This window comes from Comamonas granuli NBRC 101663 (genome assembly GCF_000739995.1).
In the GTDB taxonomy this organism is placed as follows: domain Bacteria; phylum Pseudomonadota; class Gammaproteobacteria; order Burkholderiales; family Burkholderiaceae_C; genus Simplicispira; species Simplicispira granuli.
Map to the genome: position 1 here is coordinate 394,412 of NZ_BBJX01000005.1, position 16,296 is coordinate 410,707.

13 protein-coding genes and 2 tRNA genes are annotated in these 16,296 nt (G+C 65.3%); 6 read left to right on the top strand and 9 right to left on the bottom strand.

Translation table 11 applies throughout. The features are described 5' to 3' along the window. The first annotated feature begins 120 nt into the window (after positions 1-120). From pssA to CGR01S_RS07350, 3 genes are all read left to right on the top strand, one after another. Positions 121-957 (top strand): CDP-diacylglycerol--serine O-phosphatidyltransferase, encoded by an 837-nt coding sequence (gene pssA / locus CGR01S_RS07340; RefSeq protein WP_042424444.1) that lies wholly within the window; start codon positions 121-123, stop codon positions 955-957. 233 nt (positions 958-1,190) lie between these two features. Continuing rightward, entirely contained in the window at positions 1,191-2,729 is a 1,539-nt protein-coding gene (locus CGR01S_RS07345) for a 2-isopropylmalate synthase (protein ID WP_042424447.1), read from the top strand. A 162-nt stretch (positions 2,730-2,891) separates the two neighbouring features. Further along, positions 2,892-3,959, top strand: coding sequence for a serine hydrolase (locus tag CGR01S_RS07350; RefSeq protein ID WP_042424451.1), 1,068 nt, complete (start codon positions 2,892-2,894; stop codon positions 3,957-3,959). A gap of 37 nt (positions 3,960-3,996) precedes the next feature. Here the strand turns inward: CGR01S_RS07350 and CGR01S_RS07355 are convergent, their stop codons facing one another. From CGR01S_RS07355 to CGR01S_RS07380, 6 genes are all read right to left on the bottom strand, one after another. Beyond that, on the bottom strand, positions 3,997-4,818 hold the full coding sequence (locus CGR01S_RS07355; protein ID WP_042424454.1) for an IclR family transcriptional regulator: 822 nt from the start codon (positions 4,816-4,818) through the stop codon (positions 3,997-3,999). Beyond that, entirely contained in the window at positions 4,815-5,621 is an 807-nt protein-coding gene (locus CGR01S_RS07360) for an arginyltransferase (RefSeq protein WP_084690592.1), read from the bottom strand. The genes CGR01S_RS07355 and CGR01S_RS07360 overlap by 4 nt, the downstream gene beginning before the upstream one ends. Beyond that, entirely contained in the window at positions 5,618-6,373 is a 756-nt protein-coding gene (aat, locus tag CGR01S_RS07365; protein WP_042424689.1) for a leucyl/phenylalanyl-tRNA--protein transferase, read from the bottom strand. Before aat ends, CGR01S_RS07360 begins: the two co-directional genes overlap by 4 nt. Before the next feature lie 117 nt (positions 6,374-6,490). Then, positions 6,491-6,566, bottom strand: a tRNA-Asn gene (locus tag CGR01S_RS07370). Between the two features lie 15 nt (positions 6,567-6,581). After that, a tRNA-Asn gene (locus CGR01S_RS07375) sits at positions 6,582-6,657 on the bottom strand. A gap of 60 nt (positions 6,658-6,717) precedes the next feature. Continuing rightward, positions 6,718-7,158: a YbaN family protein gene (locus CGR01S_RS07380; protein ID WP_042424457.1), complete on the bottom strand. Its 441-nt coding sequence runs from the start codon at positions 7,156-7,158 to the stop codon at positions 6,718-6,720. 164 nt (positions 7,159-7,322) lie between these two features. On the opposite strand from CGR01S_RS07380, the gene def reads away from it, so the two are divergent. Then, positions 7,323-7,862 (top strand): peptide deformylase, encoded by a 540-nt coding sequence (def, locus tag CGR01S_RS07385; protein WP_042424460.1) that lies wholly within the window; start codon positions 7,323-7,325, stop codon positions 7,860-7,862. Here def and CGR01S_RS07390 read toward each other — a convergent pair. Together CGR01S_RS07390 and exaC are read right to left on the bottom strand one after the other, a co-directional pair. Continuing rightward, on the bottom strand, positions 7,814-8,218 hold the full coding sequence (locus tag CGR01S_RS07390) for a DUF779 domain-containing protein (RefSeq protein WP_042424463.1): 405 nt from the start codon (positions 8,216-8,218) through the stop codon (positions 7,814-7,816). The genes def and CGR01S_RS07390 overlap by 49 nt on opposite strands. A gap of 61 nt (positions 8,219-8,279) precedes the next feature. After that, entirely contained in the window at positions 8,280-9,800 is a 1,521-nt protein-coding gene (gene exaC / locus CGR01S_RS07395) for an acetaldehyde dehydrogenase ExaC (RefSeq protein ID WP_042424466.1), read from the bottom strand. A gap of 329 nt (positions 9,801-10,129) precedes the next feature. Between exaC and CGR01S_RS07400 the strand changes: the two genes are divergently transcribed. Further along, a complete protein-coding gene (locus CGR01S_RS07400) occupies positions 10,130-12,088 on the top strand; it encodes a sigma-54-dependent Fis family transcriptional regulator (RefSeq protein ID WP_042424692.1) in 1,959 nt (652 codons plus the stop codon). 21 nt (positions 12,089-12,109) lie between these two features. On the opposite strand, the gene CGR01S_RS07405 is transcribed toward CGR01S_RS07400, so the two are convergent. Beyond that, positions 12,110-13,156, bottom strand: coding sequence for an AI-2E family transporter (locus tag CGR01S_RS07405; RefSeq protein ID WP_042424468.1), 1,047 nt, complete (start codon positions 13,154-13,156; stop codon positions 12,110-12,112). A gap of 259 nt (positions 13,157-13,415) precedes the next feature. On the opposite strand from CGR01S_RS07405, the gene CGR01S_RS07410 reads away from it, so the two are divergent. Further along, positions 13,416-16,292 carry a 2-oxoglutarate dehydrogenase E1 component gene (locus tag CGR01S_RS07410; protein ID WP_042424471.1) on the top strand — a complete coding sequence of 959 codons (2,877 nt, stop codon included), beginning with the start codon at positions 13,416-13,418 and terminating at the stop codon, positions 16,290-16,292. The last annotated feature ends 4 nt before the right edge of the window (positions 16,293-16,296 follow it).

Genomic DNA, 16,296 nt, shown 5'->3' on the forward strand with positions numbered 1-16,296 from the left:
CCACTTCGGTGGCTTTTACCATTTCTGGACGCGGCTACACTGCGCGTATTCCCGGATGCAATGCTGCTATGGTTGTGATAGCTGGCGGCGCTTGCAGGACGGGCCTTGGAGATTGATTTGATGCGTGATGAGGAAGAGTCTCCCGTAGAGAGCGGCGTGGTCGTGCGCAAGCGGCGCAAGGGCATTTACGTCCTGCCCAACCTGTTCACGCTGGCGGCGCTGTTCGGCGGCTTCTATGCCATCGTCATGGCGGTGAACGGGCGCTTCGACCTGGCGGCCATTGGCGTGTTCTGTGCCATGGTGCTCGACAGCCTCGATGGCCGCGTGGCGCGCATGACCAATACCCAGAGCGCCTTTGGCGAGCAAATGGACTCGCTCTCCGACATGGTGTCCTTCGGTGCGGCGCCCGCGCTCATCGCCTATGTCTGGGCGCTCAAAGGTCTGGGGCGCCTGGGCTGGATTGCCGCTTTCGTCTATTGCGCCTGTGCTGCCCTGCGGCTGGCGCGCTTCAACGTCAACACCGGGGTGGTGGACAAGCGCTACTTCCAGGGCTTGCCGTCGCCGGCGGCCGCGGCACTGGTGGCCGGTTTCATCTGGCTCATGACCGAACTGGGCGTGCAGCGCGGGCAGGACCACTGGATCATGACCTGGACCCAGGTGACCTGGACCATGTTCGGCTTCACCCTGTACGCGGGCCTGACCATGGTGACCAATGTGCCGTTTTACAGCTTCAAGGACGTGCAACTGAAGAAAAGCGTGCCCTTTGTCGTCATCGTGCTCATTGCCCTGGGCATTGCCATCATCAACATCCATGCGCCCACGGTGCTGTTTGGTGTGTTCGTGCTGTATGGCCTGAGCGGCTATGTGGTGTATGCGGTGCGCAAGTCGCGCGGACAGCCCACGAGCGTGATCAGCACCTCCACCGACGAGCCCGATGAGCGCGGCCTGCACAAATGACACAAAATCCGCAGCGCATGCTGCGGCGCACTATTTTTGTGCTACATTGAAAGCCATGGAATCGCTGGCTCTGTCCCTACTGCTATCCCCCCCCGGGCGGAGACGGTAAGGCGCGCGCGCACTTTTTCCAGCAAGGCCCGTATGCAATCGCAGCGGGCCTTTTTCGTTGAAGGCGCCAGAGAACAGCGGTTGCTGCGGGTATCCACCCCACCATCCGAACCAGGAGAAACCCCATGGCTGACAAATTGATCATTTTCGACACCACCTTGCGCGATGGCGAGCAGTCGCCCGGCGCCTCGATGACGCGCGACGAAAAGCTGCGCATCGCCCGCCAGCTCGAGCGCCTGAAGGTCGATGTGATCGAGGCCGGTTTCGCCGCCAGCTCCAACGGCGACTTCGAGGCCGTGCAGCTGATCGCCAATTCGATCAAGGACTCGACCATTTGCTCGCTCTCGCGCGCCAACGACCGCGACATCGCGCGCGCCGCCGAGGCGCTCAAGGGCGCCAACCGCGCGCGCATCCACACCTTCATTGCCACCAGCCCGCTGCACATGGAGAAAAAGCTGCGCATGACGCCCGAGCAGGTGCTGGAACAGGCCAAGCAGTCGGTGCGCTTCGCACGCAATCTGGTGGGTGATATCGAATTCAGCCCCGAGGACGGCTACCGCAGCGAGGTGGATTTCCTCTGCCGCGTGATCGAGGCGGTGATCGACGAGGGTGCCACCACCATCAACGTGCCCGACACCGTGGGCTACGCCGTGCCCGAGCTGTACGGCAACTTCATCAAGACCTTGCGCGAGCGCATTCCCAACAGCGACAAGGCCATCTGGTCCGTGCATTGCCACAACGACCTGGGCATGGCCGTGGCCAACTCGCTCGCGGGCGTGAAGATCGGCGGCGCGCGCCAGGTGGAGTGCACCATCAACGGCCTGGGCGAGCGTGCGGGCAATTGCTCGCTTGAAGAGGTGGTCATGGCCGTCAAGACGCGCCGGGACTACTTCGGCCTGGACGTGGGCATCGACACCCAGCACATCGTGGCGGCCAGCCGCATGGTGAGCCAGACCACGGGCTTCGTCGTGCAGCCGAACAAGGCCGTGGTGGGGGCCAATGCCTTCGCCCACGCCAGCGGCATCCACCAGGACGGCGTGCTCAAGGCGCGCGACACCTACGAGATCATGCGCGCCGAGGACGTGGGCTGGACGGCCAACAAGATCGTGCTGGGCAAGCTCAGCGGCCGCAATGCCTTCAAGCAGCGCCTGCAGGAGCTGGGCGTGCAGCTCGACAGCGAGACCGAGATCAATGCGGCGTTTGCGCGCTTCAAGGAACTGGCAGACCGCAAGAGCGAGATCTTCGACGAAGACATCCTGGCCCTGGTGAGCGAGGACACGGTGAGCAGCGATGCCGACCAGTACGGCTTCGTCTCGCTGGCCCAGCACAGCGAGACGGGCGAGCGCCCGCATGCGCGCATCGTGTTCACGGACAGCGGCAAGGAAGTCGTGGCCGAGGCCGATGGCAACGGCCCCGTGGATGCCTCGCTCAAGGCCATCGAATCGCATGTGCAAAGCGGCGCCGAGATGGTGCTGTACTCGGTCAACGCCATCAGCGGCTCGACGGAAAGCCAGGGCGAGGTGACCGTGCGACTGCAAAACAGCGGCCGGGTGGTCAATGGCGTCGGAGCGGACCCGGACATCATTGTCGCCTCTGCCAAGGCCTATCTGCATGCGCTGAACAAGCTGCAGAGCAAGGCCGACCGCGTGGCGGCCCAGGGCTGACTGCGTGGCGTCGCTCCGTGTGCCTGCGGCCCCCTCTGCTATTTCACAGAGTGGATTCAAATGATCTCGCAAGATATTGATCTTGCGGGATCATTTTGTTGACATTACACTGCGTCACATTTCTTGGCAGCCGGGAGTAGCATCTTGTACCGTTTTTCATCCATGGCTTCTTTGCAGCGCTGGTCCCGGGGTTTGTCGGTTCTTCTGGTCGGTCTGGCACTTGCCTGCGGCACGGCACACGCTGCCCAGCGTACCGCGGCTCCGGTCAAGAAACACAAGGTGCAAGCCAAGCGCACGCCTGCCAAGGCCACCTCGGCCCATGCGGCCCGTCCGGCCAAGGCGGTGCGCACTGCGGCGGCGGCAAGCGCCAGGCAGGCGCGGCCTGCCGATCGCCGCGCCTCGTTTGGTGAATTGGCCGGCCTGCACCAGCGAAACGATCCGCTGGATCTCAAGTCCAGCGTGGCCCTGGTCGTCGATCAGGACACCCACGAGGTGCTGTTCAGCAAGAATGACCAGGCCGTTCTGCCCATCGCTTCCCTGACCAAGCTGATGACCGGGCTGATCATCAGCCAGGCGCATCTGGACATGAACGAGCCCATCACCATCACCGAAGAAGACATCGATACCGAGAAGGGCAGCCGCTCCCGGCTGGCGGTGGGCACGACGCTCACGCGCGGCGAAATGCTGCACCTGGCGCTCATGTCGAGCGAAAACCGTGCGGCCCACGCGCTGGGACGGACCTATCCCGGCGGGCTGCGGGTGTTCGTCGAGCAGATGAACCTCAAGGCCAAGCTGCTCGGCATGACGGACACGCGCTACGTGGAGCCGACCGGGCTGTCGAGCAAGAACCAGTCGAGCGCGCGTGACCTGGCCGTGCTGGTGAATGTGGCGCATACCGATCCGCTGCTGCGCGACTATTCCACGTCGCCCGGCTATGAGGTGGCCCTGGGCCCGAGGACGCTGCAGTACCGCAACACCAATGCCCTGGTGAAAAACCCCGCATGGGAGATTGGCCTGCAGAAGACCGGCTACATCGCCGAAGCCGGCCGCTGCCTGGTGATGCAGACCAAGATTGCGGGTCGCAAGCTCATCATGGTGTTTCTCGACTCGGCCGGCAAACTCAGCCGGATCGGTGACGCCGAGCGCGTGCGCCGCTGGGTGGAATCGTCCACCTCCCTGCAGCCCGCAGCGGCTGCCCCTGCGCCGGCCGGTCTGGGCCGCAGCGGCTGAGGGGCGTAAAAGCAAGAGAGCGCGGTGCAGGCCGCGCTCAGCGCACCGGCAGCGAGAACGCTGCCTGCGGTGTGCCGTAAGCAGCCCCCTTGAACCCCAGGGCGGCTGAAATCTCATGTGCCGTGGCCTGAAGCTTGGCGAGCCAGCTTTCGTCGAGCCGGTCCGCCGGGGCGGAAATCGACAGGCCTGCAACCAGCCGGCCCTGGTCGTCATAGATCCCGGCAGCCATGCAGCGCACGCCCAGCTCGAGTTCCTCGTTGTCGCGCGCCACGCCCGTCTGCCGCGCCTTGGCAAGCTCGCGCTCGAGCGCCTGCAGCTGGGTGATGCTGTTGCGCGTCTGCCCGGGCAGGCCGGTGCGCAGCGCATAGGCACGCACGCGCTGGGCATCATCGGCCGCAAGAAACAGCTTGCCGGTGGACGTGAGGTGCAGGGGCGCGCGCCCACCGATGGCGCGTACCACCTGCATGCCCGAACGCTCGCTGTAGGCGCGCTCGACGTAGATGATCTCGTCGCCCTGGCGCATGCTCAGGTTCACAGGTTGCTGTGTCAGCCGGTGCAATTCGCGCATGGGCAGCAAGGCAGCGTCACGCAAGCTCAACCGGCCCTTGACCAGGTTGCCCAATTCCAGCAGGCGCATGCCCAGGCGGTACGAACCCGGCTCCGGGCGGTCCACGAAGCGCCCGATGGTCAGGTCGTTGAGAATGCGGTGGGCCGTTGAGGGGTGCAGGCCGGTTCGTTCGCTGATTTCCTTGAGCGAGATAGCCTCTTCGCGTGAGGCCAGAACATCCATGAGAGTGAACATCCGCTCCAGCACCTGCACGCTGGGTTTGGATGGAAGGTCTGGATCGGTTCTTTTCATGAAATGCGGCCGGGTGGAGTAGCACCGATTTTATGGGCCTGCGCGTCCCCGCTACTGTCTGGGGTCGCAGCCTGGCGCGACCATGCGCCCTGCAGCAGGATTTCATGCGGCACGAAGCGTGCCTTGTAGTCCATTTTGGGGCTTTCCTTGATCCAGTAGCCCAGGTACACGTAGGGCAGGCCCAGCATGCGTGCCTGCTCGATCTGCCAGAGGATGTTGAACGTGCCGAAACTCGCGTGCTCCTCGGGCTCGTAGAACGTATACACGGCCGACAGCCCGTCCTCGAGCAGATCGAGAATGGAAACCATGCGCAGCTTGCCGGGCATGGCGTCCGTGGCCGGCTCGCGAAACTCCACCAGGCGCGACTGGATGCGGCTTTGCAGCAGGAACTGGGAATATTGATCGACGCTGTCGTGGTCCATGCCCCCGCCGGGGTGCCGGCCGCTCTGGTAGCGCAGGTAGAGCTGGTAGTGCTCGGGGTCGAAGCAGGGCGCCATGACCCTGGCCTGCAGCGAGGCATGCCGGCGCCAGGCGCGGCGTTGGCTGCGGTTGGGCTGGAATTCCCCGGTCACGACGCGCAGGGCGATGCAGGCCTGGCAGCCATCGCAGTACGGACGGTAGGTGAACATGCCGCTGCGCCGAAAGCCCTGCGTGACCAGCCGGGAGTAGGTCTCGTGGTTCACCAGGTGGCTGGGCGTGGCCACCTGGGAGCGCGCCACCTGGCCCGGCAGGTAGCTGCACGGATAGGGAGCCGTGGCGTAGAACTGCAGTGTCTGGAATGGGTAGTCGTTGAGCTGTGTCATGCCTGCGCGTTCGGGCCGGCCAGAAGCGTGTCCCAGTATAGGGGGTCGAACGACCATTCCAGCGCCGGTTCTGCCCGTGCGTGCGCCAGGCGCGTGAGAAAGGCTTCGCGGTCGATCTCGCGCGCGCCCAGGAAGGCCAGGTGCGCGGTGTTCTGCTGGCAATCGATCCAGGCCGCGCCCTGGGCCCGGCACAGTGCGACCAGGGCGGCCAGCGCGATTTTGGAGGCATCGCTGCGGTGCGCGAACATGGACTCGCCGAACACTGCCTTGCCTATGGCCACGCAGTAGAGCCCACCGGCCAGTTGCCCATCGATCCAGGTCTCCACACTATGGGCATGGCCCGCAGCGTGCAGTGCGGTGTAGGCCTCGATCATTTCCGGGACGATCCAGGTGCCTGTCTGGCCAGTGCGTGGCTTGCTGGCACAGGCTGCCATCACGGTGCGAAAGCCATGGTCGATGCGGATCTCGCAGCGGGCGCTCTGGCGCATGCGGGCGATGCTCTTGCGCAGCGAGCGGTGCAGGCGGAAATGGTCTACATCGAGCACCATGCGCGGATGCGGGGACCACCAAAGCACCGGCTGGTGGGGACTGAACCAGGGAAAGACACCTTTGCCATACGCCTCCAGGAGGCGCGCTACCCCGAGGTCGGTGCCTGCGGCCAGCAAACCCGGTGCTGGCGAGTCCGCACCCCAGGCGCCGTGCACATCCGGCAGGGGATCTGTGGGCAGCAGCCAGGGCAGGGGAAGGTGCATGGAGTGCAAGGGGTGGACCGCGATCATGCGGATGGTAGCGTGAACGCGGCCAGCCACCACGCCCGCCCAAGGCAGAAAAAAACCACCCAGGAATTGCTTCTCTGGGTGGTGTGCATCTGGCTCCCCGACCTGGGCTCGAACCAGGGACCTACGGATTAACAGTCCGGCGCTCTACCGACTGAGCTATCGGGGAATGATGATCGGTATGTGGCTCCTCGACCTGGGCTCGAACCAGGGACCTACGGATTAACAGTCCGGCGCTCTACCGACTGAGCTATCGAGGAACAAGCCTTGCATTATATACAGAAAAACATGCCCGAAAGAAGATCGAGAGGCTTTTTGCATCAGCCGGGTTCTGGCCGCAGCCACAGCCACAGGAGCGTGCATCCCATGAAGCTCGACGCCATGACGGCAACCCAGAGCTTGTCGCTGGTCCAGAAGAGAATGGCCGCGCACAGCGCCATGAGAACTGTGGCGTTCCATTTGGAGCGCCGGCTCACGCGGCCGCCATCGGCCCAGTCGCGCAGCATGGCGCCAAACAGCGGGTGGTACCAAAGCCATTCGTGCAGGCGTGGCGAACTGCGTGCCGCTGCCCATGCGGCCATGAGAATGAACACGGTGGTCGGCAGGCCGGGCACGAACACGCCCACGACTCCCAGGCCCAGGCACAGAACGGCAAACGCCAGCAGCGCCCAGCGCAGGGGCCTGGGCAGGTGCTTTTGCGCAGGGGGTGGCGGTACCACGGGCGCCTGGCCGGGGGGAGGGGGAATCGGGGAGGTGTCCATGGTGCGACCGGCGGACTGTGCTCGTGCGCCATTGTGCCTGGGCTGGTGCGCTGGCGGGCGGCATTCACCTGACGCAGGGGCGGTTATGCTTGGCGCTGGGGTGCCCGCCATGGATACACGGATCCTGGTGCCGGCATGGCCGATGTACTTCTCATTCAGACCCCATGGCGATCCATACCATCTTGAAAATGGGCGAGGCTCGGCTGCTGCGCGTGGCTCGCCAGGTGCTCGAATTCGATACGCCGGCGTTGCACCAGCTCGTGCAGGATATGCACGACACCATGCGGCATGCACGCGGCGCGGGGCTGGCGGCGCCGCAGATCGGCGTCGATCTGCAGCTCGTGGTGTTCGGTTCCTCCGAGCCCAATCCGCGCTACCCCCAGCGTCCCCTGGTTCCACCCACGGTGCTGGTGAACCCGGTCATCACCCCTCTGGGAAGCGAGACCGAGATGGACTGGGAGGGCTGCCTGTCGGTCCCGGGCCTGCGTGGCATGGTGCCGCGCTGGCGGCGCATCCGCTACACAGGCCAGGATCCCTATGGCCGGGTGATAGAACGCGAGGTGGAGGGCTTCCATGCACGCGTGGTGCAGCACGAATGCGATCACCTCGCGGGCATTCTTTATCCCATGCGCATGCAGGACTTTACCCAGTTCGGCTACACCGAGGTGCTGTTCCCGGATATGGCAGCGGATCCGGACGACTGAGCCTGCAACTGGCGCCACTCGTCGGCGCTGTAGGCGCGTGATCCGGTCACGAAGCACAGGCCTTGCGGTCCTTCCAGGGAAAAGCCGGCTGCGTTGCCCGGCGTCACGCCGATGACCAACTGGCGCTGCTGCAGGTGCACGTACTGCGCCTCGTTGACGTAGAAGGGGCAGCCGCCGATCTGTCCAATGCACAGGTCATAGCGCCCTGGCACCAGCTCGCCCGCGAGGTAGCACATGGGGCTGCTGCCGTCGCAGCAGCCATGCGACAGGTAAAACATCAGCGCCGTCCCATGCCGGGCCTTGAGCTGCTCGATCAAGGCCAGGGCCTCGGCGGTTGCGATCACGCGTTCAACCATGCGTGCTGCTTCGGAATGTGCCGGGATGGCGATTCGCCGCCCCGGCCTGCCGCACCGTGGATCAGAAGAATCCCAGCGCCTTGGGGCTGTAGCTCACCAGCAGGTTCTTGGTCTGTTGGTAGTGCTCCAGCATGATCTTGTGTGTCTCGCGCCCGATGCCCGACTCCTTGTACCCCCCGAAGGCCGCGTGGGCCGGATAGGCGTGGTAGCAGTTCGTCCAGACGCGGCCCGCCTGGATGCCACGGCCCATGCGGTAGGCGCGGCCGCCGTCACGGGACCACACGCCTGCGCCCAGGCCATACAAGGTGTCGTTGGCGATGGCGAGCGCCTCGGCTTCATCCTTGAAGGTGGTCACGGCCAGTACCGGACCGAAGATTTCCTCCTGGAAGATGCGCATCTTGTTATGGCCCTTGAACAGCGTGGGCTGGATGTAGTAGCCGCCCGCCAGGTCGCCGGGCAGGTGCGCGCGGTCCCCTCCCACGAGCACCTGCGCGCCTTCTTCCTTGCCCAGCGCGAGGTAGGTTTCGATCTTCCTCATCTGCTCGGCGGAGGCCTGTGCGCCCATCATGCTGTCGGTGTCCAACGGGCTGCCCTGCCGTATCGCCCGCACGCGGGCCAGGGCGCGTTCCATGAACTTGTCGTAGACGGATTCCTGGATCAGGGCGCGCGACGGGCAGGTGCACACCTCACCCTGGTTGAAGGCGAACAGCACCAGGCCTTCGATGGCTTTGTCGAAAAAGGCGTCATCGGCGTCCGCCACGTCGGCAAAGAAGATGTTGGGCGACTTGCCGCCCAGCTCCAGCGTGGCCGGAATGAGGTTGTTGGCGGCGGCCTGGGCAATCACCTTGCCGGTGGCGGTCGAGCCGGTGAAGGCGATCTTGGCGATGCGGCGGCTCGATGCCAGCGGCATGCCGGCCTCGCGGCCATAGCCATTGACGACATTGACCACGCCCGCGGGCAGCAGGTCGGCGATCAGCTCCATCAGAATCAGGATGGAAATGGGCGTGGACTCCGCGGGCTTGAGCACCACGCAATTGCCCGCTGCCAGCGCCGGTGCCAGCTTCCAGGCCGCCATCAGGATGGGGAAGTTCCAGGGAATGATTTGTCCGACCACGCCCAGGGGCTCATGGAAGTGGTAGGCGATGGTGTCCGCGTCGATCTCGCTGATGCTGCCTTCCTGTGCGCGCAGGCAACCGGCAAAGTAGCGGAAGTGGTCTACGGTCAGCGGGATGTCGGCATTGAGCGTCTCGCGGATGGCCTTGCCGTTGTCCACGGTTTCGGCGTAGGCGAGCCGCTCCAGATTCTGCTCGATGCGGTCGGCAATCTTCAGCAGCAGGTTGGCGCGCTCGGCAGCCGGGGTGCGGCCCCACTGTGCGGCGGCGGCATGTGCTGCATCCAGCGCCAGCTCGACGTCCTCGGCCGTGGAGCGTGCGGCCTGGGTGTAGGGCTTGCCCGTGATGGGTGTCAGCACATCGAAATAGGCACCCTTGACGGGGGGCACGAACTGGCCGCCAATGAAGTTGTCGTAACGGGTCTTGTAGCTGACTTTGGCGTCCGGGGAACCGGGGGGTGCGTACAACATGCGCAGTCTCCTATGGATGAATGGGGGGCACTGTCAACGCGCTGCGCTGTCGGTGCGGCGCGTCCGGTCCATGCATTGCAGGATGCGTGCCACACCCGCAGGGGCGGGCAAACCGGGCCAAAGTGCGGGGCTGTGCGCTCGTGCTGTGCTGCGGCTGTGCCATGGGCCTGCGACAGGTGTGCCAAAACGGGACAGCAGGCGGGGTTTTCCGGCTGAAATGGGCTCGGTGAATCGCGCACAATGGTCCGGTCGCCTCATTGCCACAAGAGCGATGTCGGAGATGGTGCACCCATCCCGGCCACCGAAAAAAATACCGGAGACCCATGGCCATGCCTTCCACAGTCCTTTCAGGGCGAGCGGTGCCTGGTGCCTTGCGCAGCGCGCGCTGGCATTTGATGAATGCGGGCACCTTGCCTGCGGACGCGCTGCCGCCCGAGCTCTCGAATTCCTGGCTGCGCAGTTGGCAGGCGGGCCTGCAGCCTTGCGGGCGGATGTCCGGCGTGCCCCATGCATCCGGCGCCCAGTTGGCCCGGGCGCTGGATATGCAGCGCGAACTGGTGGCCCATGCGCGGCCGGTGATGGAGTTTCTGTGCGAGCAGACGCGCGACTCCGACAGCCTGGTCATTCTCGCCGGGGCCGATGGCATGCTGCTGCACGCCTCGGGCGATTCCCGTTTCATGGGGCGCGCCGAGCGCGTGGCCCTGCGGCCTGGTGCGACCTGGAGCGAGCAGTACCGCGGGACGAACGCCATAGGCACGGCGCTGGCCGACGACCGGGCACTCGTGGTGCACGCACAGGAGCATTTTCTGGAGCGCAACAGCTTCCTGACCTGTGCGGCCGCTCCCATCCATGCCGCCGACGGGCGTCTGCTGGGGGCGCTGGACGTTTCGGGCGATCACCGGGGGTATCACCGCCATACTCTGGGACTGGTGCGCTCGGCCGTCAGGATCATCGAGCACCGGCTGTTCGAGACCAAGCACGACCCGAGGCATTGGCAGGGACTGCGCCTGCGCCTGCATGCCCAGCCCGAGGGCCTGGGCACGGTCACCGAGGGCTTGCTCGCCGTGCGTGACGACGGCGTGCTGGCGGGCGCCAGCGTCGCGGCGCTCAGCGCGCTGGGCCTGCAGTGGCGCGATGTGGGCGCAATCCGCCTCGACGCGGTGTTGACGGAGCCTCTGGAGCAGTTGTGGCAATGGAGCCAGAAGCCTGGCGCCGCGGCCCGTGTGGTGCACACCGTGGCCGGGCAGGCGCTGTGGGTCAAGGCCGAGTCTGGCCGTCTCCCGCAGACGGCCATATTCACGGCGGTTCCGGCGCGCGAACACATTGCGCCGGTGGGGGACGCGCTCTCCCGCATCGACACGGGGGACGCGGTATGGCATGCGGCCGTGGAGCGTGCGCGCAAGGTCGCCGGCAAACCCATTGCGCTGCTGCTGCAGGGCGAGTCCGGCGTGGGCAAGGAGGTTTTCGCCCGCGCGGTGCACCATAGCGGGCCGCGCAGCCAAAAGCCTTTTGTGGCGGTCAATTGCGCGGCGTTGCCGGAGCAGCTCATCGAGGCGGAGCTGTTTGGCTACCTCCCGGGCGCATTCACCGGCGCGCGCCGGGAGGGGGCGCCAGGGCGTATCCGCGAAGCGGAGGGCGGCACGCTTTTCCTCGATGAAATCGGTGACATGCCCCTGGCCTTGCAGGCACGGCTGCTGCGCGTGCTGCAGGACCGCGAGGTCAGCCCCTTGGGCGGGGGCAAGCCGGTTGCGGTGGACTTTGCCCTGGTCTGCGCGACCCACCGCAGGCTGGCCCAGGAGATCGAGGCCGGGCGTTTCCGCGAGGACCTCTACTACCGGCTCAATGGCTTGACGCTGCAACTGCCTGCCTTGCGCGAACGCACGGATTTCGACCACCTGCTCGACAGCCAGCTCCAGGCGCTCATGCCGCACAAGACGCTGGCCATCGCTGCCGGGCTGCGGGAGCGGCTGCGTGCCTACCCCTGGCCAGGCAATATGCGCCAGCTCTCCTCGGTGCTGCGCACCGTGTGTGCCTTGCTTGAGGAAGACGACTTGGTGATCGATTGGCAGCACCTGCCCGACGACCTGGCGCATGTGCTGCGGCAGCAGCCGGGCACCACTCCGGAGCCATCCGAGGACCTGCCCACGGATCTGCGCTCATTGTCGCGGTACAGCATTGCACGCGCACTGCAGGCCTGTGCAGGCAATTACTCGGAGGCGGCGCGCATGCTCGGCATAGGCCGCAGCACCCTCTACCGGAAGCTGCGCAGGCCGGGCCTGCCCGGCTGAGGCGGATGGCCGGGCCGTGCATCAGGACGCCTTGGGCGTGACCAGGTCCCAGCAGGCGATGAACAGCGCTGCTATCACCGGCCCGATGACGAAGCCGTGCAGGCCGAACAGGGTCATGCCGCCCAGCGTGGAAATGAGCACCACGTAGTCCGGCATCTTGGTGTCCTTGCCGACGAGGATGGGGCGCAGCAGGTTGTCCACCATGCCGATCACCGTGACGCCAAAGGCCGTCAGCACGGCGGCCTGCCACAGTGCTCCGGTGGCGAGGAAGTAGATCGCCACCGGGCCCCAGATCAGGCTCGCGCCCACGGCGGGCAGCAGGGAGAGGAAGGCCATGAGCACCCCCCACAGCACCGGCCCCTGGATGCCCAGTATCCAGAAAATGAAACCGCCGAGCAGGCCCTGGGTGGCAGCCACCATCAGGTTGCCCTTGAGGGTGGCGCGGATCACCGTGATGAACTTGGCGCTCAGGTCGCGTTTGTGCTGATCGTCCAGCGGAATCGCCTGGTGGATGCGTTTGCCCAGGGCGGGTCCGTCGCGCAGCAGAAAGAACAGCAGGTAGAGCATGACGCCGAAGCTGACGACGAATTGCAGCGTGTTCTGGCCCACGCTCAGCGCACGCGTGGCAATGATTTGCCCGGCCTGCACCGAAAAGGCCGAGAGTTTTTGCTGGATGGCTGCCACGCTGGTGAGCTCCAGGCGGTCGAGCAGGCCCACCAGCCAGTCGGGCAGGGCGGCAATGACCTGCTGCAGGTAGGCGCCAAAATCGAGCTGCCCGGAGCGCAAGCGGTCGTAGATGTGGGTGGCCTCCTGCACCATGGACACGCCGATGAAGGACAGGGGCAGGATGACCACCACCAGGCACAGCAGCAGCGTCACAAGTGCCGCCCGGTTGGGTTTGCCGTGCATGCGCGCCAGGATGCGCCGGTGCAGCGGCATGAACAGAATGGCCAGCGCCACGCCCCAGAACACGGCCTCGTAGTAGGGCCACAGAATCGCGCCGAAGGCCAGCGAAACCGCCACCAGCAAAAGAACAAAGGTCTTGTTCTGCAGCGTTGAATGTGTCATGTGCAGGGCAGTGGAATGGAACAAGCGCGAATGTACGCCACGCGCGGCGCCCGCCGGGTGGCCCGGCGCGGAAAAATGCGCCGCTGCGCTGCCCCGGCACGGCAAAGACCCCAAGCGGCTGAGGGCGAACAGTGGCACAATGGCGGGCGTACCAGGCCCTTCCCCAGCCACAGTCGCATCCGCCAACCGGTTCAGCCGTGTCGCGGAAGGTTTGTAAACCAGCTAATGTCTCCTTCAGGGAGACGGAGGTCAGCGGAACATGAGCGAGACGACATCCGTTTATCAAGCCTACCAAGGCAACACCTATCTCTTCGGCGGCAATGCGCCCTACGTCGAAGAGATGTACGAAAACTACCTTGCCAACCCGGGCAGCGTGCCCGATTCCTGGCGCGAGTACTTCGATGCACTGCAGCACGTACCCGCCGTGGACGGCAGCGATACACGCGACGTACCCCACCTGCCCGTCATCAATGCCTTTGCCGAGCGTGCCAAGGCCGGCGGCACCAAGGTGGTGGTGGCCAGCACGGATGCCGAGATGGGGCGCAAGCGCACCGCCGTGCAGCAGCTCATCGCTGCGTACCGCAACGTGGGTGCACGCTGGGCCGACCTGGACCCCTTGAAGCGCGCCGAGCGCCCCCAGATTCCCGAACTGGAGCCTTCGTTCTACGGCTTCAGCGATGCCGACCAGGAAACGGTGTTCGACACGAGCAACACCTTCTTCGGCAAGGACAAGATGCCCCTGCGCGAGCTGCTCAACGCGCTGCGCGAGACCTACTGCGGCACCATTGGCGCCGAGTACATGTACGCCACCGACCAGGGGCAGAAGCGCTGGTGGCAACAAAAGCTCGAGGGCATCCGCTCCAAGCCCGCTTTCAACGCCGACAAGAAAAAGCGCATCCTCGACCGCCTCACGGCCGCTGAGGGCCTGGAACGCTTCCTGCACACCAAGTATGTGGGTCAGAAGCGCTTCTCGCTCGAAGGTGGCGAGAGCTTCATTGCCGCCATGGACGAGCTCATCCAGAGTGCCGGCGCCAAGGGCGTGCAGGAGATCGTGATCGGCATGGCCCACCGCGGCCGCCTGAACGTGCTGGTCAACACCCTGGGCAAGATGCCCAAGGACTTGTTTGCCGAGTTCGACCACACGGCCCCCGAAGACCTGCCCGCCGGTGACGTCAAGTACCACCAGGGCTTCAGCTCCGACGTCTCCTCCCCGGGCGGTCCGGTGCACCTGTCGCTGGCCTTCAACCCCTCGCACCTGGAAATCGTCAACCCTGTGGTCGAGGGCTCGGTGCGTTCGCGCATGGACCGCCGCGGCGACCCCAAGGGCAAGCAGGTGCTGCCCGTGCTGGTGCACGGCGATGCCGCATTTGCCGGCCAGGGCGTGAACCAGGAAACCCTGGCGTTGTCCGAAACCCGCGGCTACACCACGGGCGGCACGGTGCACATCATCATCAACAACCAGATCGGGTTCACCACCTCCGATCCGCGCGACCTGCGCTCCACGCTGTACTGCACCGACATCGTGAAGATGATCGAGTCGCCCGTGCTGCACGTCAACGGCGACGACCCCGAGGCGGTGTGCCTGGCCGTGCAACTGGCGCTGGAGTACCGCATGGAGTTCTCCCGGGACGTGGTGATCGACATCATCTGCTTCCGCAAGCTGGGCCACAACGAGCAGGACACGCCCATGCTCACCCAGCCGCTGATGTACAAGAAGATCGGCCAGCACCCCGGCACACGCAAGCTCTACGCCGACAAGCTGGCCGCGCAGGGCCTGGGTGAAACGCTGGGCGACGACATGGCCAAGGCCTACCGCGCCGCCATGGATGCGGGCAAGCACACGGTCGATCCGGTGCTCACCAACTTCAAGAGCAAGTACGCTGTCGATTGGAGCCCCTTCCTGGGCAAGACCTGGACGGATGCTGCCGACACCGCCATTCCGCTGACCGAATGGAAGCGTCTGGCCGAGAAGATCACGACCATCCCCGAGAGCGTCACCCCGCACACCCTGGTCAAGAAGGTGTACGACGACCGCGCCGCCATGGGCCGGGGCGAGATCAACGTGGACTGGGGCATGGGCGAGCACATGGCCTTTGCCTCGCTGGTCGCCTCGGGCTACCCCGTGCGCCTGTCGGGCGAGGACTGCGGCCGCGGCACCTTCACGCACCGCCACGCCGTCATCCACGACCAAAAGCGCGAGAAGTGGGACGAAGGCACCTATGTGCCCCTGCAGAACGTGGCCGAGAACCAGGCGCCGTTCGTCGTCATCGACTCCATCCTCTCCGAAGAGGCCGTGCTGGCCTTCGAGTATGGCTACGCCTCGAACGATCCCAACACGCTGGTGGTCTGGGAAGCGCAGTTCGGCGACTTCGCCAACGGTGCGCAGGTGGTGATCGACCAGTTCATCGCCTCGGGTGAGGTCAAGTGGGGGCGCGTCAACGGCATCACGCTGATGCTGCCGCACGGCTACGAGGGTCAGGGTCCCGAGCACAGCTCGGCGCGCCTGGAGCGCTTCATGCAGCTCGCTGCCGACACCAACATGCAGATCGTGCAGCCCACCACGGCCAGCCAGATCTTCCACGTGCTGCGCCGCCAGATGGTGCGCAACCTGCGCAAGCCCCTGGTCATCATGACGCCGAAGTCGCTGCTGCGGAACAAGGACGCGACCTCGCCGCTGTCCGAGTTCACCAAGGGCGGTTTCCAGACCGTGCTGGGCGAGCGCGACGAGGCGATCGCCAAGAAGGGCGACAAGGTCAAGCGCGTCATCGCCTGCTCGGGCAAGGTGTACTACGACCTGGTGAAGAAGCGCACCGAGGACGAGCGTAGCGACGTGGCCATCATCCGTGTCGAACAGCTCTACCCGTTCCCGCACAAGGCCTTTGCCGCGGAGCTCAAAAAATACCCCAACGCCGCCGACATCGTGTGGTGCCAGGACGAGCCGCAGAACCAGGGTGCCTGGTTCTTCATCCAGCACAACATCCACGAAAACATGCTGCCGGGCCAGAAGCTGGGCTACGCAGGCCGTGCGGCCTCGGCGTCGCCCGCGGTGGGCTATGCGCACCTGCATGCCGAGCAGCAAAAGAACCTGGTGGAAGCCGCGTTCGCCAAGCTCAAGGGTTTTGTGCTGACCAAGTAAGGCT

Coding starts and splice junctions, on each gene's coding strand:
- pssA (WP_042424444.1), top strand. CDS start 121: ATGCGTGATGAGGAAGAGTCTCCCGTAGAGAGCGGCGTGGTCGTGCGC.
- CGR01S_RS07345 (WP_042424447.1), top strand. CDS start 1,191: ATGGCTGACAAATTGATCATTTTCGACACCACCTTGCGCGATGGCGAG.
- CGR01S_RS07350 (WP_042424451.1), top strand. CDS start 2,892: ATGGCTTCTTTGCAGCGCTGGTCCCGGGGTTTGTCGGTTCTTCTGGTC.
- CGR01S_RS07355 (WP_042424454.1), bottom strand. CDS start 4,818: ATGAAAAGAACCGATCCAGACCTTCCATCCAAACCCAGCGTGCAGGTG.
- CGR01S_RS07360 (WP_084690592.1), bottom strand. CDS start 5,621: ATGACACAGCTCAACGACTACCCATTCCAGACACTGCAGTTCTACGCC.
- aat (WP_042424689.1), bottom strand. CDS start 6,373: ATGCACCTTCCCCTGCCCTGGCTGCTGCCCACAGATCCCCTGCCGGAT.
- CGR01S_RS07380 (WP_042424457.1), bottom strand. CDS start 7,158: ATGGACACCTCCCCGATTCCCCCTCCCCCCGGCCAGGCGCCCGTGGTA.
- def (WP_042424460.1), top strand. CDS start 7,323: ATGGCGATCCATACCATCTTGAAAATGGGCGAGGCTCGGCTGCTGCGC.
- CGR01S_RS07390 (WP_042424463.1), bottom strand. CDS start 8,218: ATGGTTGAACGCGTGATCGCAACCGCCGAGGCCCTGGCCTTGATCGAG.
- exaC (WP_042424466.1), bottom strand. CDS start 9,800: ATGTTGTACGCACCCCCCGGTTCCCCGGACGCCAAAGTCAGCTACAAG.
- CGR01S_RS07400 (WP_042424692.1), top strand. CDS start 10,130: ATGCCTTCCACAGTCCTTTCAGGGCGAGCGGTGCCTGGTGCCTTGCGC.
- CGR01S_RS07405 (WP_042424468.1), bottom strand. CDS start 13,156: ATGACACATTCAACGCTGCAGAACAAGACCTTTGTTCTTTTGCTGGTG.
- CGR01S_RS07410 (WP_042424471.1), top strand. CDS start 13,416: ATGAGCGAGACGACATCCGTTTATCAAGCCTACCAAGGCAACACCTAT.